19 protein-coding genes are annotated in these 24,913 nt (G+C 47.9%); 8 read left to right on the top strand and 11 right to left on the bottom strand.

What is annotated here, in order from left to right; translation table 11 throughout:
* From F752_RS0102785 to F752_RS0102770, 4 genes are all read right to left on the bottom strand, one after another.
* Nucleotides 1–839 (bottom strand): IS3 family transposase (locus F752_RS0102785; protein ID WP_017730206.1); only part of this gene is annotated, 839 nt, incomplete at its 3' end.
* Complete coding sequence (locus F752_RS26495; RefSeq protein WP_017730205.1) at nt 836–1,270, bottom strand: helix-turn-helix domain-containing protein; 435 nt, start codon at nt 1,268–1,270, stop codon at nt 836–838. The genes F752_RS26495 and F752_RS0102785, both read right to left, overlap by 4 nt.
* Before the next feature lie 94 nt (nt 1,271–1,364).
* A complete protein-coding gene (locus F752_RS0102775; RefSeq protein ID WP_017730204.1) occupies nt 1,365–3,413 on the bottom strand; it encodes an OmpA family protein in 2,049 nt (682 codons plus the stop codon).
* Nucleotides 3,414–3,543: 130 nt separating this feature from the next.
* Entirely contained in the window at nt 3,544–4,281 is a 738-nt protein-coding gene (locus F752_RS0102770) for an OmpA family protein (protein WP_017730203.1), read from the bottom strand.
* A gap of 249 nt (nt 4,282–4,530) precedes the next feature.
* On the opposite strand from F752_RS0102770, the gene F752_RS0102765 reads away from it, so the two are divergent.
* The 3 genes from F752_RS0102765 to F752_RS0102750 all read left to right on the top strand — a co-directional run bounded on the left by F752_RS0102765 (nt 4,531) and on the right by F752_RS0102750 (nt 7,403).
* Nucleotides 4,531–6,048: a sensor histidine kinase gene (locus F752_RS0102765; RefSeq protein ID WP_017730202.1), complete on the top strand. Its 1,518-nt coding sequence runs from the start codon at nt 4,531–4,533 to the stop codon at nt 6,046–6,048.
* 95 nt (nt 6,049–6,143) lie between these two features.
* Complete coding sequence (gene rfbA, locus F752_RS0102760; protein ID WP_017730201.1) at nt 6,144–7,004, top strand: glucose-1-phosphate thymidylyltransferase RfbA; 861 nt, start codon at nt 6,144–6,146, stop codon at nt 7,002–7,004.
* A 186-nt stretch (nt 7,005–7,190) separates the two neighbouring features.
* Nucleotides 7,191–7,403, top strand: coding sequence for a hypothetical protein (locus tag F752_RS0102750; protein ID WP_017730199.1), 213 nt, complete (start codon nt 7,191–7,193; stop codon nt 7,401–7,403).
* A gap of 59 nt (nt 7,404–7,462) precedes the next feature.
* On the opposite strand, the gene F752_RS0102745 is transcribed toward F752_RS0102750, so the two are convergent.
* Together F752_RS0102745 and cysS are read right to left on the bottom strand one after the other, a co-directional pair.
* Nucleotides 7,463–8,503, bottom strand: a complete 1,041-nt coding sequence (locus tag F752_RS0102745) for a M28 family peptidase (protein ID WP_017730198.1) — start codon at nt 8,501–8,503, stop codon at nt 7,463–7,465.
* Between the two features lie 181 nt (nt 8,504–8,684).
* Nucleotides 8,685–10,175 carry a cysteine--tRNA ligase gene (gene cysS / locus F752_RS0102735; protein ID WP_017730196.1) on the bottom strand — a complete coding sequence of 497 codons (1,491 nt, stop codon included), beginning with the start codon at nt 10,173–10,175 and terminating at the stop codon, nt 8,685–8,687.
* A 332-nt stretch (nt 10,176–10,507) separates the two neighbouring features.
* On the opposite strand from cysS, the gene F752_RS0102730 reads away from it, so the two are divergent.
* The 4 genes from F752_RS0102730 (at nt 10,508) to F752_RS0102715 (ending at nt 15,796) form a co-directional block, all read left to right on the top strand.
* Nucleotides 10,508–11,014: a ribosome maturation factor RimP gene (locus tag F752_RS0102730; RefSeq protein WP_017730195.1), complete on the top strand. Its 507-nt coding sequence runs from the start codon at nt 10,508–10,510 to the stop codon at nt 11,012–11,014.
* A 5-nt stretch (nt 11,015–11,019) separates the two neighbouring features.
* Nucleotides 11,020–12,264, top strand: a complete 1,245-nt coding sequence (gene nusA, locus F752_RS0102725; protein WP_017730194.1) for a transcription termination factor NusA — start codon at nt 11,020–11,022, stop codon at nt 12,262–12,264.
* A 126-nt stretch (nt 12,265–12,390) separates the two neighbouring features.
* The gene (gene infB / locus F752_RS0102720; RefSeq protein WP_017730193.1) at nt 12,391–15,531 is read left to right on the top strand and encodes a translation initiation factor IF-2; all 3,141 of its coding nucleotides are present in this window, start codon (nt 12,391–12,393) and stop codon (nt 15,529–15,531) included.
* A 67-nt stretch (nt 15,532–15,598) separates the two neighbouring features.
* Entirely contained in the window at nt 15,599–15,796 is a 198-nt protein-coding gene (locus tag F752_RS0102715; RefSeq protein ID WP_017730192.1) for a hypothetical protein, read from the top strand.
* A gap of 2 nt (nt 15,797–15,798) precedes the next feature.
* Here F752_RS0102715 and F752_RS0102710 read toward each other — a convergent pair whose 3' ends face one another.
* Entirely contained in the window at nt 15,799–16,236 is a 438-nt protein-coding gene (locus F752_RS0102710) for a hypothetical protein (RefSeq protein ID WP_017730191.1), read from the bottom strand.
* 97 nt (nt 16,237–16,333) lie between these two features.
* Between F752_RS0102710 and F752_RS26795 the strand changes: the two genes are divergently transcribed.
* Nucleotides 16,334–16,462: a hypothetical protein gene (locus tag F752_RS26795; protein WP_017730190.1), complete on the top strand. Its 129-nt coding sequence runs from the start codon at nt 16,334–16,336 to the stop codon at nt 16,460–16,462.
* Between the two features lie 15 nt (nt 16,463–16,477).
* Here the strand turns inward: F752_RS26795 and F752_RS0102700 are convergent, their stop codons facing one another.
* The 4 genes from F752_RS0102700 to F752_RS0102685 form a co-directional block, all read right to left on the bottom strand.
* Entirely contained in the window at nt 16,478–18,502 is a 2,025-nt protein-coding gene (locus F752_RS0102700; protein WP_017730189.1) for a heavy metal translocating P-type ATPase, read from the bottom strand.
* Between the two features lie 57 nt (nt 18,503–18,559).
* On the bottom strand, nt 18,560–18,970 hold the full coding sequence (locus tag F752_RS0102695) for a Fur family transcriptional regulator (RefSeq protein WP_017730188.1): 411 nt from the start codon (nt 18,968–18,970) through the stop codon (nt 18,560–18,562).
* A gap of 162 nt (nt 18,971–19,132) precedes the next feature.
* Entirely contained in the window at nt 19,133–20,422 is a 1,290-nt protein-coding gene (locus F752_RS0102690; RefSeq protein WP_017730187.1) for an efflux RND transporter periplasmic adaptor subunit, read from the bottom strand.
* Nucleotides 20,423–20,426: 4 nt separating this feature from the next.
* Nucleotides 20,427–24,812, bottom strand: coding sequence for a CusA/CzcA family heavy metal efflux RND transporter (locus F752_RS0102685; protein WP_017730186.1), 4,386 nt, complete (start codon nt 24,810–24,812; stop codon nt 20,427–20,429).
* Between the last annotated feature and the right edge of the window lie 101 nt (nt 24,813–24,913).

Genomic DNA, 24,913 nt, shown 5'->3' with positions numbered 1-24,913 from the left:
TTTTTTCTTTTATAGGTTTTCATTTTGAGCTTTCGCTGCTGATGCATCTTATCAGGAGTGAGCATATGACAGCTAAGATGCGGTCTTTCCTGATTGTAAAGCTGAATAGATTCCTTCATGATTTTATCCATAAGCTCCACGTCCCGCACCAGGATACCTTCTAAAAACTCCTGTTTAATGATGCCATTGACTCTTTCTGCTACAGCATTTTGATAAGGGTCATATTTTTCTGTCATGCTACATTTTATGCTGTGTTTCTGCAGTATCTGCTGGTAATCATTTCCACAGTACTGTATTCCTCTGTCAGAATGATGAATGAGTGCTTCTCTCTTATATTTCCTATTCTTCAGTGCCATTTTTAAAGCCGTCACTGCTCCTGTAGCATTCAGGCTATCTGATACATTATATCCCATGATGCGCTTGGAATAGGCATCGGTAATCAAAGCCAGGTACATAGGATGTTCCCTGCTGCCTATGTATGTAATATCAGAGACAAAGACCTGCTCAGGCCGCTTGATTTCCAGACCTTCTACAAGATTCTTATGCTTTCTAAAGCGGTGATGAGAATTAGTAGTCACCTGATACTGACGTTTAGCTACAATATGCATATGATTGGCTCTGAGAATATCAAATAAACGGTCACGGCCTACGCCCATCTGCCGCAAGGGCTCATAAAGCTGCTCATAGAGCTTGCGAGTGCCTAAGCGGCGCATGCTCTTTCTTTTTTCTTTCACCATCTCTACTACCACTGAGGCCTTCTGCCGAGAGTTGGTCTGGGCCTTTTTAGCCCGGTAATAAACCTGTCTTCTCACCCCGAACAAGCTACAGGTGCTGCTCAAGCTTTCTTTGTGTTCTTCTTTGAACTTATCGATTGTTCGGGTGAGGAATTTTTTCTGATATCTATTTTGTATTCTTTCTCGGCGAGCTCTATCATCATATCAAAAAGAATAGACTTTTTGTCCGATTGCTCCACTTGCTTTTCCAGCTGCTTTTTCTGCTTCTCTAAAAGGCGTACCTTTTGCTCGAGTTCCATGAGCTTTTGTTCAGGTGTTTTAGCCATATTGGAAGGGGTTTGGTTCAACCAATCTAAGGTACCATATTTTCTCAACCAATTCATGACTGTGGAACGGGATTGTATCCCGTACTTGCGCTGAGCTGAGGTAGTGCTTTCTTCTCCTCGTTCGATTTCCTGCACTACCTGAATTTTAAACCCATAGCTGTAGTCCCTTTGACTGCGCTTAACATACTCTGGCTCTTCTCCTTGTCTCATAACGTTTCTTTTTGTGTATCGCTATTTCAGGACGGGACAAGTTTATTAAAAGAAAGGCCGCTTCCCCAAATGGGGAGCGGCCTTTCTTTTTCTGTTATTCCTGGCTGGCAGGTGTTTCTGAATTTTCGATGATTTCAAATTCCACTCTTCTGTTTTCCTGGCGGCCCTCATTTGTATCGTTGCTGGCTACCGGGGCGGCTTCTCCTAAACCTTCCACAATGATGCGGTCGTTGCTGACGCCATTTACCTGCAGGAAGCGAGCCACGGCATCCGCTCTTCTTTCAGACAGCTGCTGGTTGTAGTCTTCCGGTCCTACACTATCGGTGTGGCCCTGAATTCTGATCTTCACATTCGGATAGTTGTTCATGAACTCCAGCAGGCGGTTGAGCTCAGGATAGCTTTCGTTACGTAAAGTAGCTTTATCAAAATCGAAGAAGATGTTGTTAATCGTTACGCGCGAACCCACTTCAATTGGTACCAGGTACAGATCCTGCTTGATTTCCTTGAACTGCTCTTCCTGGGTAAGGTTGATATTAGCGCTGATGGCAACGAAATCTTCGGCTTCGGCCAGGTAACCGTAACGCTCACCATAAGGCAGTATAATCTGGTATTCACCATTCGATTCGGAACGGGCAATGCCTACTTCCACGCCATCAGAAAGGCGCTCATAGAAGATTTTGACACCACCCAATGGCTCATTGGTTTTGGCATTAAACACTTTTCCTTTTACAACCACTACAGGCGCAGGCTTATAGAATACCGGCAGGTCAATCTGGTAAATATCTACCTGCCCGTCTTCTGTTCCACGAGAATAATAGGCCTGTTCTCCGGAAAGCGGTATGTTAAAGAAAATATCCTCACCGTCTGAATTAATGGAAGGACCAAGATTCTCAGGCTCCGTCCAGCTGGTCCAGGTATCGTCCAGCCTGCGGGTTACGTATATATCCTGCGAGCCATAGCCGCTAAAGCCATTGGAAGAGAAATAAAGGGTACGGCCATCAGCTGCCAGAAAGGGGGCCGATTCTGTGCCGGCAGTATTAATAATCTCGCCAATGTTTTTAGGCTCAGACCAGGTGCTGTCTTCCTCCAGAAAGCTTACGTACAGGTCACGGTCACCATAAGTATCGTCGCGCTGAACGGACATGAGCAATACTTTGCGGCTTTGGGCAAGGAAGAAGTTGGCGTGGTCTGAAAAGTTATATTCGTTCTCAATATCAATGGGAACAGGCTTCGACCACTGGTCTCCGTCTTTATAGCTCATGGATACACCGGCACTCATTTTACCATTTTTTCCGTAACGGTTACCCAGCAGGAGGAGCATAGTATTTCCATCCGGAGTGATAGAGCTGATATAATTGGGTCCCAGATTATTAAGTGGTGCACCTACATTTTCGGCCTCTGTCCATTCGCCGGTACTTACATTTTTTTCCGAGAACCAGATATCTTCCGGATCTTTTTCGCCACCCACATTGCTGGGGTGGTTACGGCGGCTAAAGAAGAGGGTGTTGCCGTCGGGCGAAAGCAGGGGTTTTAACTCTTCGTACTCGCTGTTAACAGTTTCTCCCAGGCGTTGAACGCGAATATCAGGGTTTACATCGGCAGCTACTTTTACATCTACAGTAATAGGGGTTCTGGATTTTGAAATACCAATGGCATCGATACTGTGGTAGCCGGGGAGTGCTTTACCATTGAGCACTACTTTTACAGCTGCAACCTCATAATCGGTTCTTTCCATATATATGTTAAGCATGCGCGAAGGGGAGGGTACTGCCTCCGGGCTAAAGCGCTCAATCAGGTACTCATTACCTTCCTTATCATAAGCATATACCTCCGAAATGGCGGATGGATTGTAACTTTCGGCAATGGCAATCTGGCGAATACGGGCAGGCTCATCGAAGCCTACCTTAATAAATTCCTGCCGATTAGGACGATCGGGTGTCCAGGCATTTGGGTTTTCGCCTCCGGCAGGCAACACATTAGGTGCCCGTAAAGCTTGTTGTGCCGAGTACTGGGTTTCCGAAATTTGGCTGGAGTAGTCCAGCACTTTGGTGGCCCACTGCTCGTTTTGGCCAAAAGCAGCCGAAGAAGCAAAGAAAAAAACACAAGTAAGCAGGAGCTTAAAAAAGGTAGAGAGTAGTTTCATATTATCAGCCTGTTAATTACAATGTGAAATTCAGGATAAGAGGAGCGAGTCCTTACAAATTTGCAGGAACAAATCTTCCCCATAAAAATTTTTATTAAAAATAAGAAAAATAAGGATTATAAGAATATCTCTATTCCTCTAAAATTCTTATTTCTACCCGGCGGTTTAGCTTACGGCCTTCCGGGCTATCTTCTCTGGAAATAGGGCGGGAGCCACCAAAAGCTTTGGTTTCCACCCTGTCCCGGTCTATTCCTTTATTGATTAAATAATCGCGTATAACCTTAACACGATTTCGCGATAAACGTTTATTTGCTCTGGCCGGGCCACGGAAGTCGGTGTGGCCCTCGAGCTGGATAACCATCGAAGGGTTATGCATTAAGATATCGACCAGCCTGTCAATTACATCGTACGATTCCTGTAGCAGAATGGCTTCGCTTTGCTGGAAGAGGATATTATCGAAATCCATGATTTGGCCTACCCGTAAGGGCACCAGAATAAAGTTCTTTTCTATCCGGTTATCTCCGTTAAAGTCTCTTACCTCTACCTGCTGGCGAAGCGGGTAATAACCTTCTGCATCGGTTTCGAACATATAGCTGTTCCGGTCGAGAACAGGCATTTCAAACGTACCATTGGTTTTACTCACGAAAATGCCAACATCATCGCCATAGGGCATTTTTTTATAGCGAATTCGGGCTACTACAGGTGTACTGTCATGTGCATTAAGAACAGAGCCACAGATGAGTACCAGAGAATCGGGAGGAAGAAGACCCGCTGCCTGGGAGGCAGTGCTTTTGGTTGCTTCAGTAAAGGAGAAGGCTGCTGTTTCGAGAGCAAACAGGAGTACTACAAATAAAAGGAGTTTATTCATTAATGTATGCCTTTCGTGCTACTTGTACTGTTTCTTTCCCACTATTTAAGCCTTTAGCGGGTAAGGCAGCCCTCCTTCACGGGCCGGACAGCAAAGCCAGATAAGTTCATTACAAAAGTAATAATATATTACGGATATTTCTTCTCCACAATATTTTATTAATTTTTTGTTTAAATTGCCAGTACTTTTTACATTTAGTACAAAGCCTGTAAGAGAAACAAATTTTTTGCTCACTTCGGCTAATGATAAATGAAGACCCCCAAAAATAATCCGGCTTTAAAACATGCCCCTGATGAAAGGTCGGGGTATGAGAAGGAGGCACAGGATTCAGTTATAGCTGTTCCTGTTCTTTCAGCGGATGAGCTTGCTTTGCTTAAAAGCGCCACACAGGCTTTTTCCATTGTCCGGCATGATGGAAAGATTGTGCAGGCGAACGCCCGCTTCTGTGAGCAGTTTGCTTTGGCGGGCAACCTGCAGCACCTCAATTTGCTCGATAGGCTAAGGCCGGTCGACCAGCGGCTGCTCAGCCGTAAACTCCTGCTTGCCAGCCACCATGGTAATAGCTGTAATGCCAGTATCCGCTGCTTACAGCAAGGTGCCGGGCCGGTAAATTTTTTAATACGGCCCGCAAAGGATGTTCTTTTTCTGGAAGAGGTGGTAGCTGAGCCGGCTCCTCTTAAAAGGGAGGAGCCTAAAATTGTCCCAAAAGCTACAACAGGTGACGACTGGTGGTTCGATGTGCTGCCGTTCCCTTCTCTCCTGTACGATGACCGGCAGGAGCTGAAGAAGGCAAACCAGAAATTTCTTGAGCTAAGTGCCTATAGCCTGAAAGACTTTTCGGTACCTGGTATGGAGGAGGTTCTTTTTCCGGAAAGTGTTCAGCAGATTAATAAAATGAAAGAAATGCTGCTGGCAGGAGCGTTAGAGGAAGCCGAGGAGCAGGTAATGCTTCGGCTCCGGAATGGCCAGACCCGCTGGATGCGCCTGACACTCTGTTCCCTGCCTTTTAACCCTTCTACCGGAAAGGCAGGCAGGCTGGCGGTTTTACACGACATTGATGCCTTAAAGAAGCAGGAAGAGGCCATACAGCTTCGGCAGGAGGAAACAGAGCTCTTCATCGACCGGCTTTCGCACGATTTGAAGGGCCCCCTGAACTCCCTGTTAAGCCTCTATGCCCTGGTAGAGCATGATTTTAAAGGAGATGAGAAAGTAATGGAATACGTTGGCTATTACCATGGGGGTATCAGCCGCCTTCACCGGGTGGTGAGCGATACGCTTAAACTTTCTAAAATCAGGCAGGCAATGCCGGCCGCTGGCCATACGAACCTTTCTCACCTGGTAGATGACTGCCTGCAAACTTTTACCAATTTGCCACGGTTTGGAAAAATACGCTTTGTTAAAGAAGTGAATGTGCCGGAGGAGCTGAAGCTGGATGAAAGCCTGTTGCGGACTATTTTGCAAAACCTGCTTGAAAATGCCATTAAGTACTCATCTGACTGCAGTCCGGAGGTAAAAGTAACGTTAACGGAAGAGGCGCCGGGCATCCGGCTCGAAATTACAGATAACGGTATTGGTATACCAAAAGACCTGCAGGGCCGGGTATTTGACCGGTTTTTCAGGGCTACACAAATGGACTCCGGCTCGGGGCTCGGCCTGTACATTGTTAAACAGGCGGTATTAAAATTAAATGGCGACATTACCCTCAGGAGCCAGGAAGGGAAGGGCACTACCTTTATCGTGCAAATCCCTTATTCTTCCCCGCTGTAGTTGCTGCTTTAACAGTAGTATCTTATCTTTCGGTCATGATGTTCTGCCCAGTAAATGGGTGATTATTCTGAAATAAAGCCTTTGCTTCTTAGTTTATGAAAGGAATTATACTGGCCGGAGGCTCCGGCACACGCCTGCACCCGCTTACCCTGGCGGTAAGCAAACAACTGATGCCTGTATACGACAAGCCGATGATTTACTACCCGCTGTCGGTACTCATGATGGCAGGCATCCGCGAAATCCTCATTATTTCCACCCCTCACGACCTGCCGCACTTCGAGCGCTTATTAGGAGATGGTAAGGATTTAGGCTGCAGCTTTTCTTATGCCGTGCAGCCAGAGCCCAAAGGACTGGCCCAGGCATTTACCATAGGAGCCGATTTTATTGGCAATGATAAAGTAGCCCTTATACTGGGCGATAACATCTTTTATGGCTCCGGCCTGGCTAAACTGCTCCAGAGCAATATTAATCCAGATGGTGGGGTGGTGTATGCTTATCATGTGCAGGACCCGGAGCGGTACGGCGTGGTAGAGTTTAATAATGATCAGCAGGTGGTATCGATTGAGGAAAAGCCCCTGCAGCCCAAGTCCAACTATGCCGTACCCGGACTTTACTTCTATGACAATCAGGTGAAAGAAATTGCCCGAAACCTGGAGCCGAGCCCAAGGGGAGAACTGGAAATTACAGATGTTAACAAAGAATATTTGCGGCAGGGAAAACTGAAGGTCGGTATTCTGAGTCGCGGAACTGCCTGGCTCGACACAGGTACCTTTGCCTCTCTTATGCAGGCAGGGCAGTTTGTGCAGGTGATAGAAGAGAGACAAGGTCTTAAGATTGGCTGTATTGAGGAAGTAGCTTACCGGATGAAATTTATCGGGGAAGAGGAGCTGGAAAAGCTTGCCCGCCCTTTAGTAAAGAGCGGCTATGGAGCCTATCTGCTGAATATTCTTAAATAAACGCTTGTATTGGGGAGAGAGCTGGAAAGATTTATTCCGGATACCGGACCTGCCCTCCTGCCCGATTTTATTGTCCGTATTACCCACCACATTTTTTTCATTGGATAAAAATGTACCTGAGCGTGCGAAAGTCTGTATTAAGGAATATATTTGTGGAATAAAACGACTCATTTAAAAAAAGAAAGAATGCGTATAGCTGGCTTTGTAATGCTTTTCTTTGGTTTGGTGGCTCTGGCCTTTTCCATCTTTGGCTTGTTAGTCGCAGATAAACCGACCGGACATAATGTTCCCTTCTTCGAAAACTCCTGGATGATTATTATGGCCATTTTCTGGACCTTCTCAGGTTTAGGGGTAGTTTTAACCTTCGGAAAAGAAGACGACAAAAGAATAAAGCGCTAAACAGCGCTTTTATTTTTTAATTTTTATTTCTGAATTTATCTTTTTGCCGGCCATGTTTTTTAAGCACCGGCGCCCGGTTCATGGTAAATGGTATGAAGAACCGTTTCGCCCACCGCTTTTAGGGTTTCTTTGCTGATGATGCCCATATCGTCCTTCAGGGTATGATGGTAATCTCCAAAGTAGAAGTCAGAGGCAGGGTCGTAGTCGATAATATCGATTGATGGCACACCGGCACGGTTCATAAATACATGGTCATCAATAATAGCCTCACTGTTGCTGTATTTAAAGTAGCGGCTGTAGCCTAATTCGTGGCCCCATGCCCACACTCGCTTGAGTACACTTGGTGCATATTCGCGGGAGTAACCTTCGCGCCAGAACTGTGCGTTTTCAGCCCCTACCATATCGAGCAAAATGCCAAAGTAAGCAGTGTAATTAGGCACATGCTTATTTTCGGCCCAGTACTGTGAGCCCAGGCACCAGTATGTGCGGTTCGGCTCTCTGTCTTCCATCGGCAAAAATTCCGGCTCACCATAATCTTCACCATCGAAGAAAATAATATCGACTCCCACCTGGGGGCCTTCATTCTGATTAATAAGCCGGGCTATTTCCAGCAGAACAGCTACGCCGCTACCTCCATCGTTGGCACCGGCAATAGGCTGGTTGTGGAGGCTTTCATCTTCTTCCTTGTCGGCAAAAGGGCGGGTATCCCAGTGGGCAGCCAGTAACACTCTTTTTTGTGCTTCCGGCTTATAGCTCCCGATTATATTTCGAAGCTGCAATACCGTTCCGTCGAAAGCAGTGGCCTCGAACTCCTGTACCTTTACTTCGGCACCAAATTCCTCCAGTTTCCTTACCAGGTAATCGCCCGCCTCGCGGTGTTCGGGGGTATTGGGTACCCGTGGGCCAAAGTTTACCTGCTTATCGACATAGCTATAGGCCGAGTCGGCATCAAAAGAAGGGACTTCCACCCCTTCAAGTTTTGCAACTGTAGGTTCTGCGGGTGCTTCTACCGCTTCCTGCGAAGGACCATCATTATTACAACTTAAAAGGGCTGCGCTTAAGGCCAGGGCCCCAAAAAAACTTTTATAGGATAACTGCATAAAATATTGTTTCTACTTTTATCTCTGCTTTAGCAAAGAACATGCCTTTAATTTGGTTTTTAACCCGGGCCAAAGGCCGGGGCTACAGAATCAGGAGAGTGGGTAAAAGCTAATGGCGGGCAATAGCCTCATTTCGTTGGCTATGGCAACTGCCAACTTCATTACATCACCAGCCACCATCTTACTCCTCATATGCCCAGTCAATCCCATCCTTCATGTCTTTTACCACAATGCCGCTGTTTCGGAGGCTGCTGCGTATCTGGTCCACCTTATCGTAGTCTTTGCTCGTTTTGGCTTCCTTATAAATATCCAGCAGGGCTCCAATCAGGGCCTCCGGTTGTACCCTGTTCTCTTCCTTCAGGCCCAGCACCTCTTCGGTAAAGGATAAAAAGGTCTTCAGCATCCGTCCAAAGGTTTCTTCTCCTAATTCGGCAGGAGATAAGGCGCCGGTTTGGATGGAGTTGATTTTCTTGAGCAGGTTAAAAAGGTGCGCAATGGTTTGGGCAGTATTAAAGTCGTCGTTCATGGCCCGGTAGCAGTTATCGCACAGCCCTTCTACCTGCTTTTGAGCCTTTTCGTTTACCTTACTATCGCTATCGCCTGTAAATTCCAGTTCTTTCGCAATCCGTAACCCGTTCATGAGCTTTATGTAGCCTTTTTGTGCCGCCTTTAGTGCTTCGTTCGAAAAATCGAGCGTACTGCTGTAGTGCGATTGCAGCATAAAGAAGCGGATGATCATGGGGCTGTAGGCCTGGTCGAGCAGCGGGTGCTTGCCTGAGATAAGCTCGGAAGGCAGAATGCTGTTGCCCAGGCTTTTGCTCATCTTTTGCCCGTTAATGGTTACCATATTCGTGTGCAGCCAGTATTTAGCCGGCTCCTGCCCATAGCCCCCTACCGATTGGGCAATTTCGCAATCGTGGTGCGGGAATTTAAGGTCCATACCACCACCATGTATATCGAAGCGCTCACCAAGGTATTTCGTGCTCATGACAGTACACTCCAGGTGCCAGCCCGGAAAACCAGGGCCCCAGGGAGAATCCCAGCGCATAATATGTTCGGGCGATGCCTTTTTCCAGAGGGCAAAGTCAATGCTGTTCCGCTTTTCGGCCTGCCCCTCCAGTTCCCGCTGTCCGGCAATCAGCTCTTCCACATTCCGGCCACTGAGTTTACCATAGGTGTGGTCCTGGTTGTATTTGTTTACGTCAAAATAAACCGAGCCATCCACTTCGTAGGCCAGTCCCTTTTCAATAAGCGCCTTTGTTAACTTTATCTGCTCCAGTATATGGCCGGTGGCGGTAGGTTCTATGCTCGGGGGTAAAAAGTTGAAGAGCGACAGTACTTCATGGAAGCGGTTAGTATAGCGCTGTACGACCTCCATTGGCTCGAGTTGTTCCAGGCGGGCAGCTCTCGATATTTTATCTTCCCCTTCTCCGCTTTCGTCCAGCAGGTGGCCTACGTCCGTTATATTTCGCACATAGCGCACCTTGTAGCCCTGGTGCTGCAGGTAGCGGTACATTACATCGAAGCTTAAAAAAGTACGGACATTGCCCAGGTGTACATCATTGTAAACAGTAGGGCCACATACATACATGCCTACAAAAGGCGCGTTAAGGGGTTCAAAAACTTCTTTTTCCCTTGTAAGGGTATTATAAACACGTAATGGAGGTATCATGGACGCAAATTTAAAAGAATGTGCCATGCATTCGTAAAAAATAGCAGCTAAAACGGATATTATTTTCTGTTCCTGCTTATAAAACTACCCCTGGATAAGGGAAAGTCCCTGTTCTGGAAACTAATTTCTATAAAATAAGTGTTAGAACTATGAAATTAACAGGACAGACCGCCTGATTAAGAGGAATTTACTGTCCATCTCCCGATTGCTAACTAAAATTAACGGCAGCATGAAATAATTCTTATCGCTAAACAATTAAATTGTTTGCTTTAATCTGAATATTCAATTAAATTTGCCGCTAAAATAAAGTTTCTAAAGGGGGGACACGTTCGATGTCCCCTCTTTTCTTTAATGAAAACGAGTGCCGGATGGATGTTAAAAAGTATATCGAAGATTTGGTGCAGAGTTACCTGGCCTCTCAGCCGGATCTCTTTCTGGTAGAGGTAGTAGTATCCGGCTCGACGAAGAAGAATAAGATACTGGTGCTAATCGATGGAGACGAAGGCGTAAACATCGATAAATGTGCCGAAATAAGCCGTAAACTTTCGGCAGATCTGGAGGAGAAGGACATCATGGAGGAGGCTTACCGGCTGGAGGTTTCTTCGCCGGGCGTGGAATTTCCGCTAAAGTTTAAGCGGCAGTACCCTAAGCACCTGGGTCGTAAGGTAAAAGTGGCACTTAAGGACGGTAGCGAAAAAACCGGCAAGCTGCTGGAGGTAACAGAAGAAGCCATCCGCCTCGATGAGGAACGGAAAGAAGGCAAGAAAACCACCACGCAGGAAATACAGATAAACCACGATGATATAAAAAATATGATTGTACTAGTATCATTTAAATAACGGAGATGAGCAGCGGAACCTTAATCGAAAATTTTGCTGAGTTTGCAAAAAGAAAAAATATAGATCGTCCGACGATGATCCGGATTCTGGAAGATGTGTTCAGAACCATGATCCGAAAGAAGTATGAGACGGATGACAACTTCGACATTATCATTAATGCCGATAAGGGCGACCTGGAGATTTGGCGCTTCCGTGAAATCGTCGATGATAATTCAGAAGATATTTGGGACCACGATAAAATAAGCCTGTCGGATGCCCGTAAAATTGAGCCCGATTTTGAAATAGGCGAAGAAGTGGCCGAAGAGGTAAAACTCGAAGATTTTGGTCGCCGGGCCGTAATGACTGCACGGCAAACGCTCATTCAAAAAGTAAAAGACCTGGAGAAGGACATCCTGTTCCAGAACTATATTGGCCAGGTTGGCGAAATGATTAATGCGGAGGTATACCAGACGCTTGGTCGCGAGGTGCTACTGATAGATCCGGAAGGAAATGAACTAAGCCTGCCAAAAGGCGAGCAGATTCCGAAAGACCGCTTCCGCAAAGGAGAATCGGTAAAGGCTATTATCCACCGTGTGGAAATGGTAAATGGTACGCCAAAAATCATTCTTTCGCGTACCTCTCCGGTATTCCTGGAGCGCCTGTTCGAAGCAGAAGTGCCCGAAATATACGACGGCCTCATTACCATGAAAAAGGTAGTGCGTGAACCTGGTGAGCGGGCAAAGGTAGCGGTAGAGTCGTACGACGACCGTATCGACCCTGTAGGCGCCTGTGTGGGAATGAAAGGCTCCCGTATTCACAGCATTGTGCGGGAGTTGCAGAACGAAAATATTGATGTGATTAATTATACAGAGAATAAAGAACTGTATATTGCACGCGCATTAAGCCCTGCAAAAATCACAAGCATGCGGATAGATGCAGAATCCGGAAGGGTATCTGTATTCCTGAAGCCTGATCAGGTATCGCTGGCTATTGGCCGTGGCGGACAAAATATTAAACTGGCCTCTAAGCTGGTTGGACTCGAAATAGATGTATTCCGCGATGTGGAAAGCATTGACGAGGAAGACGTGGCGCTGGTTGAGTTTTCCGATGAAATAGAAGACTGGGTAATTAAGGAGCTGAGACGTGTTGGCCTGGATACTGCTAAGAGTGTTCTGTCCCTCACAAAGGAAGATCTTGCCCGTCGTACCGATCTGGAAGAAGAAACGATCGATGAGATCTACCAGATCCTGAGCCAGGAGTTTGAAGAATAAGCGCCTTCGCACGTTCTAGCTGTTCTCTCCACGGAGGGCTCAGCAGGAACGGATGGTTTTACCATAAAGCGGGGCCCAAGAATTGAATAGGCAGAGAATAAATTAAATAAAGGCAGAGAAAATCGTATGGCAGAAGAAAAAATGATGAGGCTAAGCCAGGCGGCCAGAAAACTGAACATTGGTAAAGATACCATTGTCGATTTTCTGTCCAACAAAGGGCATGAGGTTGAGAACAATCCGAACGCCAAAATAAGCGGCGACCAGTACCAGATGCTGGCCAAGGAGTTCGCTGCTTCGGCGATGGATAAGGAAGAAGCCTCCAGCCTCACCATTGGCAGAAAAGGCGGCCAGAATGTGGTGATAGATTCTGATGAAGAGCAGCCACGTTCAAAGGCAGCAGATGAAGAAGAGGAAATATTTATTAAAAGCAATGCAGTAAAAACAGAGCCTGAAAAGCCGGCTGCACCAAAAGAAACCCCTGCCGATAAAAAGGAGGAGGATTCTGTAAGCAAGCCTCAGTTGCCAGGCTTTAAAGTAGTAGGCAAAATAGACCTCGATGCTGCAGGAAAACCAAAAGCTACCGGCAAAAAAGAAGCTCCTAAAGCAGAAAAGCCGGAGGCTGAAAAACCTGCACCGGAGGTAAAAGCGGAGGCCCCTAAGGTGGAGGAAGCTCCGGCAGAAAAGCCTAAGACTGAAGAGGCAAAAAATGTTACCATTAAGCCTGAAGCCAAAGAAAAAACACAGCCTGCTGAAGAGCAGTATGTTGAAAAGGCTAAGGAAGAAACAGAAAAGCCGAAAGCTGAAAAGCCACAGGAGCCTAAAGCCGAAAAGCCAGCTGCCCCTGTTGAAAAACCTGCCGTAGAACAGAAACCTGCCGCTGAAAAATCTACGCCGGAAAATAAAGACCAAGGAAATAAAGAAGCCGCGGACGAAAAGCCAGCAAAAGGTGAAAGTCCGGAAGCAAAAGGCGAACAACCAGCTGCCGATACACCAAAAGATAAATCTGCCATAGTAAAAGAAGACCAACCTCAGGAAAAAGACCAGGTAATATCTGCCAGAGCGGAATCGCTCAAAGGGCTTACAGTACTTGGTAAAATTGAACTTCCAGCGGAACGTTCAAAGAAAAAAGCGAAGCCGGTGGCTTCCTCTGACGATAAGGACAAGAAAAAGAAAAAACGCCCCCGCAAGCGTCTGGGCAAACCTGGAGAAGCCGGTGCCAATACTGGTGCCAACAGGCCAATTACGCCAGCCAATAACCAGAGAAACACTGGTGGAGGAGGAGCCGCTGCTGGAGGTAAAAGAACAGATAGCAGACGTCCTGCAGGTTCTCGCCAGCCAAAAGAAGAGCTTACCGATAAGCAAATTCAGGAGCAGATTAAGGAAACCCTCGCTAAACTGAGTGGTGGCGGATCTAAAGGCGGAAAAGGTGCAAGCCGTTCTAAATACCGTAAGGGTAAGCGAAACGCCGCAGCCGAGGCTGAGCACGAACGCCAGCTACAGGCCGAGGAGGATGCAAAAATCCTGAAGGTAACCGAATTTATTTCGGCCAACGACCTGGCATCGCTCATGAATGTGTCGGTAAACGAAATTATCTCAACCTGTATGAGTTTGGGCATGTTCGTTTCCATTAACCAGCGACTCGATGCCGAAGCTATTACCGTTATCGCCGATGAGTTTGGCTATAATGTGGAGTTTACTTCTGAAGACGATGAGCAGGAGGTAGAGGTTGAAGAAGATGCTCCGGAAGATTTGGTTGACCGTGCCCCTATCGTTACTATTATGGGTCACGTCGACCACGGTAAAACATCCTTGCTCGACTACATTCGCGATGCAAAAGTAGCAGCCGGTGAGGCTGGGGGTATTACCCAGCACATTGGTGCCTACGATGTAACAACCGAAAGTGGGAAGCGGGTTGCCTTCCTCGATACACCGGGTCACGAAGCCTTTACGGCCATGCGTGCAAGGGGTGCTAAGGTTACCGACGTGGTAATTATCGTGGTAGCAGCCGATGATAACGTGATGCCTCAAACAAAAGAAGCCATCAACCACGCACAGGTGGCAGGCGTACCAATTGTAATTGCCATCAACAAGATAGATAAGCCTGCAGCCAATCCTGAAAGAATAAGGGAAGAACTGGCGAACATTAATATTCTGGTGGAAGACTGGGGTGGTAAATACCAGTGCCAGGAAATATCTGCCAAAACAGGACAGGGTATCGACGACCTGCTGGAGAAAGTATTGCTCGAAGCGGAGATTCTGGAGCTTAAGGCCAATCCTGATAAGAAAGCCGTTGGTACTGTTATTGAAGCCACGCTTGATAAAGGCCGTGGGTATGTAACCACCATTCTTGTGCAGGCAGGTACTTTACGAATTGGCGATATTCTTCTGGCAGGTCAGCATTTTGGTAAGGTAAAAGCCATGTTTGACCATAGGGGCAACCGTATTAAAGAAGCCGGACCTTCTACGCCGGTGCAAATGCTTGGTCTGAGTGGTGCACCACAGGCAGGCGATAAGTTTAACGTAATGGACAGCGACCGTGAAGCCCGTGAAGTGGCGAACAAGCGCGAGCAGATTCAGCGTGAGCAGAGCATGCGTACCAAGAAGCACATTACACTCGATGAAATTGGTCGTCGACTGGCCATTGGTTCATTTAAGGAGCTGAACGTGATTGTGAAAGGTGACGTGGACGGTTCTGTGGAAGCACTTTCTGACTCACTATTGAAGCTATCTACTGAAGAAGTCCAGGTGAACATCATCCACAAAGCAGTAGGTCAGATTTCTGAATCTGATATCCTGTTAGCTTCTGCATCCGATGCGATTGTAATTGGTTTCCAGGTTCGCCCATCGGGTAGTGCCCGTAAGCTGGCTGAGCAGGAAGAGATTGAAATCCGCCTGTACTCTATCATCTACGATGCCATTAACGAGCTGAAAGATGCGATGGAAGGTATGTTGGCGCCGACGGTAGAGGAAGTGATTACCGGTAATGTAGAAGTACGTGAGGTATTTAAGATTTCGAAGGTAGGTACCGTAGCCGGTTGTTATGTAACAGAAGGTTTTGTAAAACGAAACAACAGCATCCGCCTGATTCGCGATGGTATCGTGGTATACACCGGCGATATCGACCAGCTGAAACGCTTTAAGGACGATGTTCAGGAAGTGAAGCAGGGTTACGAATGCGGTATCAGTATCAAGAACTTTAATGATATTAAAGTAGGCGATGTTATCGAAGGCTTTACAACACAGGAAGTAAAGCGTACTTTAGCGTAAACACATCAATAGACATAAAAACAAAAGCGCTGCTATTTATTTGGCAGCGCTTTTTTAATGTATTCTTATGCAAGTCGTATATCTTTTAGCAAAAGGAATATTCTGGATAAGCCTTTTTCTCCTGCTCCTGGGCCTCTGGCGGCCATGGGTAGTGCTTTGGTGGCTCGAATACCAGAACCGCCTGCGCGTAATTAAGTACTATGGCAGCATTATGACGGTTGCAGGTATACTTTGGCTTATAACGAAAGGAACCAGGCTTTACTAATCCTAATCCTCATCCTCATCTTCATTTCTCAGCGCACGGGTTACGGCTGTTGCCACCAGTCCGCCGAGTGTATAATATCCTACTGTCAGGAGCTGGGTGGTTGTGCTGCGGTTCGTAGGTGCTTCGCCTAAGCCCATGGGGCCAGGTAAAAGAACACCGCCAACCCCTGCGGCAATACCTAAAAGTATTCCCCTGGTGTAGCTGGTGCCTGCCATAGAGTAATAAGTAGCATTCGAAACTAAATCGCCGCCCAGGGCAAGTTGCCGCTGCGTACTCAGGCCCGGAATGGGTAAGTTGGTTTTATTCAGAAGTTCTCTGACGGCCCGCACTCCAACTAAATCGACCCGAGGGGCCTGTGGTAAAAATTGCCTGACTGTTTCATGCACGGTGGTAAGTGCAATTGCACCGGCCAGTCCGCCGAAAATATTTGCTGCGTTCATGGAATGAATGTTTAAGTTAAAAAAGTATTTAAGTATGTAACGGAATAAGGTAGAGGGGGTTCCTGAGATTTTTAATCCTGTAAGGGGTAAAAGCTCTATGAAGATATCTCCGGAAGGAGAAGAAGTGCACCAGCCAGAGGATGTATGCGCCGGTTTACCCCATCATTTTTCCACTACAGGAACAGTAATGGAAATAAAAGAGCCCGTACCTGTGCACGGGCTGTAAATGAAGGCAGTTAACTTAAAATTTCATCCGCTGAATTCTGATGGCATTGAGGATGGCCAGAAGCGCCACGCCAACATCGGCGAATACCGCTTCCCAAAGCGAGGCGATACCAAAGGCGCCTAAGGAAAGCACCAGTATTTTTACACCAAAGGCCAGGGCAATGTTCTGCCAAACGATTTGTTTGGTTTTTTTACCCAGACGAATGGCTGTAGCAATTTTAGCGGGCTGATCGGTTTGTATCACTACATCGGCGGTTTCAATGGCGGCATCGGAACCAAGGCCGCCCATGGCAATACCTACATCGGCCAGGGCAATCACCGGTGCATCATTAATTCCATCTCCCACAAAGGCTATTTTCTTTCCATCCTGCTGAAGAGCTTCAAAATGGCTCACTTTATCCTGTGGCAGCAGTCCTCCATAAGCTTTGTCTATTTTCAGCTCACGGGCCACTTTCTGTACAATGGAATCTTTATCGCCCGACAGCATAACGGTAGTTTTCACACCCAATTGGTGTAGCTGCTCAATGGCAGCGGCGGCATCTTCTTTTACTTTATCGGCAATGCTCAGGTAGCCGGCATATACCTTGTCAATGGCCACCAGCAGCAGACCTTCTTCTTTGCTGTCGAGGCTGCTATCATAGGAGATGTTAAATTTTTGCAGCAGTTTGGCATTTCCTACCAGCACCTCTTTTCCATTCACTTTCCCCTTTAGACCGTGGCCTGCGATTTCTTCGACTTCTTTTACTTCATCCCCTGCATATATATTTCCGGCATAGGCCACTACTGCTTTTGCAACAGGGTGGCTGGAGTGACTTTCAAGGGCGGCTGCCACCCTCAGCAGTTGCGCTTCACTTATTCTGTTTGGCTGTACCTCCTGTACCTGAAAGACTCCCTCGGTAAGCGTGCCGGTTTTATCCATAACCACCGTATCGATGCCGGCCATGCTGTCCAGAAAGCTGGCTCCCTTAAAAAGAATGCCATTGCGGGAAGCGGCTCCAATACCACCAAAGTACCCGAGCGGAATGGAAACTACCAGGGCACATGGGCATGAAATAACAAGGAATACCAGAGCCCTATACAGCCATTCGTTGAATACGTAATTCTCCACAAAAAAGTAAGGCAGGAAGGTGAGTGACAGGGCCAGGAAAACGATGATAGGGGTATATACCTTGGCAAATTTGCTGATGAACTGCTGTGTTTTAGCCTTACGTCCTGCCGCCTGCTCCACCAGTTTTAAGATACCGGAAAGGGTGCTGTCTTCAAAGAGGGATGTTACCCGCAGCTCAGCCACCTTATCGAGGTTAATCATGCCTGCCAGTACTTTTTCTCCTTTAGTTTTCCGGTCGGGCCGCGATTCCCCGGTAAGGGCGGCCGTGTTAAAAGACGCCTCTTCGCTGAGGAGGGTACCGTCAAGGGCCACCTTTTCGCCAGCCCTTATTCGTATAACTTCTCCTACTTTTACATCCCGTGGGTTTACTGTGATGGCCTGTCCGTTCCGGATTAGCTGTACCTCTTCCGGCCGGTTATCGATAAGCTCTTTGATAGAGCGGCGCGAGCGGGCGACAGCCGATTCCTGAAAATGCTCTCCAATCACGTAAAACAGCATAACGGCCACCCCTTCGGCAAATTCGCCCAGGTAAAAGGCACCGAAGGTGGCAATGGTCATCAGGAAAAACTCGCTGAACACATCGCCTCGCGCAATACTTCTGCCGGCATACCAGATTACTTTCCAGCCTACCAGCACATAGGCGAGGCCAAAAACAGCCAGGCGTATATATCCCTCGAACCAGCTGACGTCCTGCCAGTCCAGCACGATACCGCCGAGCAGGAGAAGAAGGCTAAGTACAGTAAGAACATAAGAGTCTTTCTTCTCTTTTTTTGCACCTGCCGAATTGTTTTTCTTTGGTGGCGGAGGTGTACAGCAGCCGCAGCCATCGTCTGCCACGAATTCCTGCTCCGTCTGCCTTTTCCCAACTTTAATAGTCGGCTCCGGAGTTTCCACCGCTATGTCTCTGCTATTATTTTCTCTATGATTCTCCATGGTAATTCTTCTTTGATACAAAGGTAGCGACAGCAGGACTGCAATGGTATTGCATTCTTATCGGCAGGCTGCGCAGATACCTTTTGCCATCAGGTTAATTTCCTGCAGGCTAAAGTTATTCGGAAGCTGGAAAGCAGGAATCCCAATTTTAGGCAGGCAAAAGGTTTGCTGGCAGTTATTGCAATGGAAATGAACATGCAGGTCTTCTGGTGCACATTCACACCCCACTTCGCAGAGGGCATATTTAGTAGCCCCGGTGCCATCCTCTATACGATGGACCAGCCCCTTTTCCTGAAAAGTTTTAAGCGTTCTGTAAAGGGTAATCCGGTCGGCTTTCTCAAAAGCAGATTCAAGGTCCTGCAGGCTTACTGCGGACGCCTGCTTTTCGAGGGCTTCCAGTACCAGCAGGCGCATGGCCGTAGGCCGCACCTGCCGGATTTTGAGCTTATGTTCAAGTGCCTCATTCATAGCTTTGGTTGTTAATTGCTGGTTGATAGTTGTTCGTTAGCAGGATAGCGTGGGGATAAACTTTTCTCCTGCTCTCCTGAGCAATCAGAGCTTTAGAAAGCTATTAACAGCTATAATATTTACTTCTCCGATTCCTAACAACGATTCACCAACAACAAAAAATTAATGGTGGTGCCCGCCTTCTCCTTTTTTCATTTCTGAAAATAAATAATAGGCACCGGCGGTAACAATTTCCGTACCGGCGGGTAGCTCAGGTATCTCCTTTATTTCCACAAAACCCTGGTTTTTCTCGCCCGTTACCACCTGCACTCGCCTGAAAGAGGTGCCGTGTTCTTCTTCCGCCTCATGCGCTCCGGTGGTTGCCTGTACCTCTTCGCCTTCGTGTTCATCATGATGCTCCTCATGGGCCGCCTCAGTACTCCGGATAAAGATAAAAGACTTTCCATCTTCCTCCACAATGGCTTCTTCGGGAAGTGCCCGCACCTGCTGGTCGCCTGTAAAGATTTTTGCTTCCACATACAGTCCCTGAATAAAGTCCTGGTGTTCTCCCTCTATATGACCGTGGACTTTAACCGTTTTGGTTTCCGGCTCGAAGGATTTTCCTACAAGAAAAACTTCGCCTTCATATATTTCTCCCCCTGTGCTGGGCACGGTAAAGCGAATAGGCTGCCCAATTTCCACTTTAGGAACATCCTGCTCAAAAACATTCAGCTCCAGGTGCATGTGTTCAGGGTCTACCAGCTCGTATAATTCCTGCTCAGAGCGGGCAAATTCTCCATTATGAACATTTAGCTCCGTAATGTAGCCGCTAAAAGGGGCCCGTATGGCAATTGTGCTGGAGATATTTCCCTGTGCGACATGTTCAGGCGAAAGGCCCAGATACTGTAATTGTTTTTCAAGCGCCTGCTTACGAACCTGGGCATTTTTATAGGCTGCGGTTGCCGCCTGAAAAGCTTTTTTTGAGCTAATCTCTGCCGAATCGAGCTGCTGCTGGCGTTCGTAATCAGACTTCAGGTAGTCCAGCTGGCTAAGGATGCTCAGGTACTCTTCCTGCAGTTTTACATAATTAAGGTGCTCCAGCACGGCCAGAACGGTACCTTTTTCTACATAGTCACCTACCAGATAGTTCGCCTTTTTTACAAAGCCATCGAGGGGGGCAGATACCGCTGCTATATTTTGCGGCGGGAGGTCCAGGGTACCATTTGCTTTTACGAAGCCGGAAATATTAAGATTCTCCAGATTGCCATAGGCTACATCGATAGCTGCCAGTTGTACATCGCTTAGCTCAACAACCTCGGCATTTTCACCTTCTGCATGGCCGCCTTCTTCCTCGTGGCCTCCATGGGCGGCTTCTTCGTGTCCATGTTCTCCTTCTGCCTCCGGGGAGTTACATTGGAACAGGAGAAAGGCGATGCCGAATAATAAGAAACAGTTTTTTATTGCGGATTTCATATAGCTATTTTTCTGATGGGATGGATAGGTTATTTTTTTGAACAAGCTCACCTGAAAGCAGGTTCAGATCGATAAGGGCCAGGTTAAACTGCTGCAGACTATTCAGGTAGTCTACCCGGATAGCAACGGCCTGGCTGAGGTTTTGGATAAAAGCAAGATAATCGACCTCACCGCTTTTATAGCCAAAGGTGGCAGCGCGTATCTGTTCTTCGGCCAGCTGCAGGCCTTCTTCCTCATAAAATTTTAAGGAAGCAGCTGCTTTCTGGTAAGCAGCCATGGCCGCTGCCCATTGCCGTTCAAGGGCAAGCTTCTGTTCCTCCAACTCTTTTTGGGCAATAGATTGCTGAATACGGGCAGCCTGCGTTCTGCCATGCTGCGCGAAGAATAGTAAAGGAATATTAAGACCGACACGGTACAGGTAAAAGCCCTCCAGCTCATTGACTGTCTGCTCGCTATAGCCAAGGCTAAAACCGGGCCAAAACTGCGAACGCTCTGCCTTAAAGGCCGCTTCGGCCACTTCTTGGCCCTGTGCATAATAGCTCAGCAGAGGGTTTTGCTGGAGGAGCGAAGGATCAGAAAGCGGCAGGTCGGAAAATTTGTATAAACCGGCTGCTTCAGATGCAATTTCGGCTTCTGTTCCCAGCCAGCTCTTCAGCTGTAGGGTGGCTGCTTTATAATCGGCTAAAGCCTGCTGTAGCAGAAGCCCCACTTTTCGGGCCTGGCTTCTGGCAGAGAGCAGTTCAAGTTTGCCGGTGGCACCCGTTTCGAAGCGAAGATTGGCGGCCGCTTCAAAATTACGGTAGATGCTGTCCTGCTGCTGCACCAGGGCCAGCATACTTTCTGCCAGTAACCACTCGTTATAAGCCCGGCTTACGGCGGCAATTAATTCATTAGCCGATACCGCTCTGTACAGGACACTCTGCTCCAGCTGTTCATTGCGGTACTGGTATTCTCTTGCATAGGTGAGGGGAAACTCAAAATCCTGCTGAATACCGTAGGAGGCTATACCGTAAATGTCGGAGCCATTTGTTTCCTCCCGCTGATGGTAAATACTGGTTCGGCCGAAGTCGAAGGCTGTTTTCTTTAGCACTTCCTGCTGCTCTACCTGTAAAGTGGCCTGCTCTAAAGCCGGATTATTTTCCAGCGCCAGGGCAATGGCCTGTTCAAGGGTGAGGAGCAGAGGCTTTTCATTTTGCTGAGGGGCCTGTTCCTGAGCAGCGGCAGGTTGTAAGGCTACGAAAGAAAGTGTAACCACCATCAACAGCATGGCTGCCTGTGGTTTTACCTTCATCCCTTTTTCTATGTAATAATACAAAACCGGCAGTACCACCAGCGTAAGCAGGGTAGCCGTAATTAAGCCGCCAATTACCACTGTTGCGAGTGGCTGCTGTACTTCTGCACCGGCAGAGGTGGAAAGTGCCATCGGTAAAAAGCCTAAGGAGGCCACAGAGGCCGTCATAATTACGGGCCGTAAACGAATATGCGTTCCCTGCATTATACGTTCCTTTATATCTGTTACGCCATCTTTTTTGAGCCGGTTAAATTCTGAAATAAGCACGATGCCATTTAGCACCGCAACACCAAACAGGGCAATAAAGCCTACGCCTGCTGAAATACTGAAGGGCATATCGCGCAGCCACAGGGCCAGCACACCACCAATGGCCGATAAAGGCACAGCGGTAAAGATGAGGAAGGCCTGCTTCATGGAGCCGAAGGTAAAGAAGAGCAGTACCAGAATTAAGAGCAGGGCAGCCGGAACGGCAAAAGAAAGACGCTCACGTGCCTCCACCAGGTTCTCGAATTGCCCGCCATAGGTAATATAGTAGCCTGGCGGCAGGTCGAGCTGCTCATCTAACACCTCCCGGATATCTTCCACCACGCTTTCGGTATCACGGTTCCGGGTATTGACTCCAACCACAATGCGTCGTTTGGCGTCGTCGCGCGATATCTGGGCCGGTGCTTCTACAAAGCGTATATTGGCGACCTCTCTTATCGGCACCTGACCACCAGAGGGCAGGGAGATATACATATTCTGAATATTTTCAATATCCTGCCGGAACTCCGGCTGGAAGCGGACCACCAGGTCGAAGCGCCTTTCTCCTTCAAATACTACGCCTGCGGTACCTCCGGCAAACGCAGTATTAATGGCGGTATTTATCTTTTCGACGGAAAGTCCATACTGGGCCATTTTATTACGATTATAGTTAATCTGGATTTGCGGAAGGCCGGTAAGCTGTTCCACCACGGTTCCGCCGACACCCTCTACCTGGCTAATGATTTCATTGGCTTCATTGCCTTTCTCGAAGAGAACGTCCAGGTCTTCGCCATAAATTTTTACGGCAATATCCTGCCGCACACCGGTAATGAGTTCGTTGAAGCGCATCTGGATGGGCTGGGTAAATTCCGTACCTACGCCCGGAACGGTATTAATAACCGCTTCCATCTTCTCGAACATTTCTTCCCGGCTGTCGGCGCTTACCCACTCTTCCTTATCCTCCATCACAATAATGAGGTCGCCCAGTTCGATAGGCATAGGGTCGGTAGGAATTTCGGAGGTGCCTATTTTAGCCACCACCTCCTTTACTTCCGGAAACTCCTTCATGAGCGCCACCTGCAGCTTTTCCGACACGGCCACCATTTGCTTGAGAGAGGTTCCGGTAGGCAGTATCTGGTGGGCGGCAATATCGCCTTCGTCCAGCTGAGGAATAAACTCTCCGCCAAGGCGGGAGAAAAGGAAGAGGCTGCCGACAAATAGCAGTACCGCAGCCAGTATCACCGTCTTCTTAGCCTTCATACTAAAGCGGATGACCGGCTCGTAGAGGCGGTGGAAAAAGTCCATGATTTTATCGGACAGGTTTCTTTTAACTTCTATCTTCTTTTTCAGCACCAGGGCCGTCATCATGGGCACATAGGTGAGCGAAAGGATAAATGCGCCTAAAATGGCAAAGCTAACGGTTTGCGCCATGGGGCGGAACATTTTTCCCTCGATGCCCACCAGCGCCAGAATAGGGAGGTAGACGATGAGGATGATGATTTCGCCAAAGGCTGCTGACTTCCGGATATTTTTGGAGGCGGCACCTACCTGCTGATCCATCTGCTGCTGAGTGAGGCGCTGCCCGTTAAAGGTGCCGTATATCCGGTGCACAATGGCTTCCACAATAATTACGGCTCCATCGACAATCAGGCCGAAGTCTATCGCCCCAAGGCTCATCAGGTTGGCCGATACACCAAACACATTCATCATGCCCAGCGCAAACAGCATAGAGAGCGGAATAACCGAGGCCACTACTAAGCCGGCCCGCCAGTTACCGAGCAGCAATACCAGTACAAATACTACAATTAGGCCGCCCTCAATAAGATTAACCGTAACCGTATCGATGGCGCGGTCGATGAGCAGAGAGCGGTCCAGGAAAGCATCTATATGGATGCCCTCAGGCAGACTCTTCTGGATTTGCTCAATCCGCTCCTTTACTGCCTGGGTTACCTGGTAAGAGTTTTCTCCCTTCAGCATCAGCACCAGTCCGCCAACGGTTTCGCCTTCGCCATTGCGGGTAAGAGCACCAAAGCGGGGTGCATGGCCAAAGCGAACGGTGGCAATATCGCCCACCAGTATGGGAGTGCCTTCCACATTTTTTACCAGTATTTTTTCTATTTCTTCAAGTGAGCCCACCATTCCTTCACCTCTTATAAAATAGGTGGTGTTGGCCTTTTCGATGTAGGAGCCGCCGGTGTTCTGGTTGTTCTCTTCAATGGCCTCATATACCTCACTCAGGCTAAGGTTGTAGGCGCGGAGCTTTTCGGGGTCGATGGCCACTTCGTACTGTTTTAAAAAGCCGCCAAGGCTGCTCACCTCGGCCACACCCGGTACACCGGCCAGCTGCCGCTTTACAATCCAGTCCTGTATGCTGCGCAGCTCCATGGGAGTATACACCGTATCGTAGCCCTCTTCCTCCACCAGGGTATACTGGTAAATTTCGCTGAGGCCTGTTACCATAGGGGCCAAGCCGGGCGTGCCGAAGCCTTCGGGTATATTTTCTTCGGCCACTTTTATATGCTCACTCACCAGTTGCCGGGCAAGGTAAGGGTCTACCTCTTCTTCAAATACGATGGTGATAACGGAGAGACCAAAGCGGGAAATGGAGCGGATTTCCTCCACATCCGGAATAAAGGACATGGATACTTCCAGCGGATAGGTAATAAACTGCTCTACCTCCTGGGTAGCCAGTTCAGGTGCCTGGGTAATGACCTGCACCTGGTTATTGGTAATATCGGGCACCGCATCGAGCGGTATTCTGCTCATAGAATAGCTGCCCCATGCAATCAGGGCCAGCACAAAGAGCCCGATGATCAGCTTGTTTTTGATGGAAAAACTGATGATTCTATCAAACATTCAACGAAAGTTTAACGAGGTAAATGAATAGCGCCATTCTGCTCGTCTGCATCATAATTGTGCAGGAGCATACGTTGGCGAACGAACGCAGGAATGCTAAG

It is taken from the genome of Nafulsella turpanensis ZLM-10 (genome assembly GCF_000346615.1).
GTDB lineage: Bacteria > Bacteroidota > Bacteroidia > Cytophagales > Cyclobacteriaceae > Nafulsella > Nafulsella turpanensis.
The sequence above is the reverse complement of the archived record's forward strand: the minus strand, read 5'-3'. Positions and strand labels throughout refer to the sequence as shown.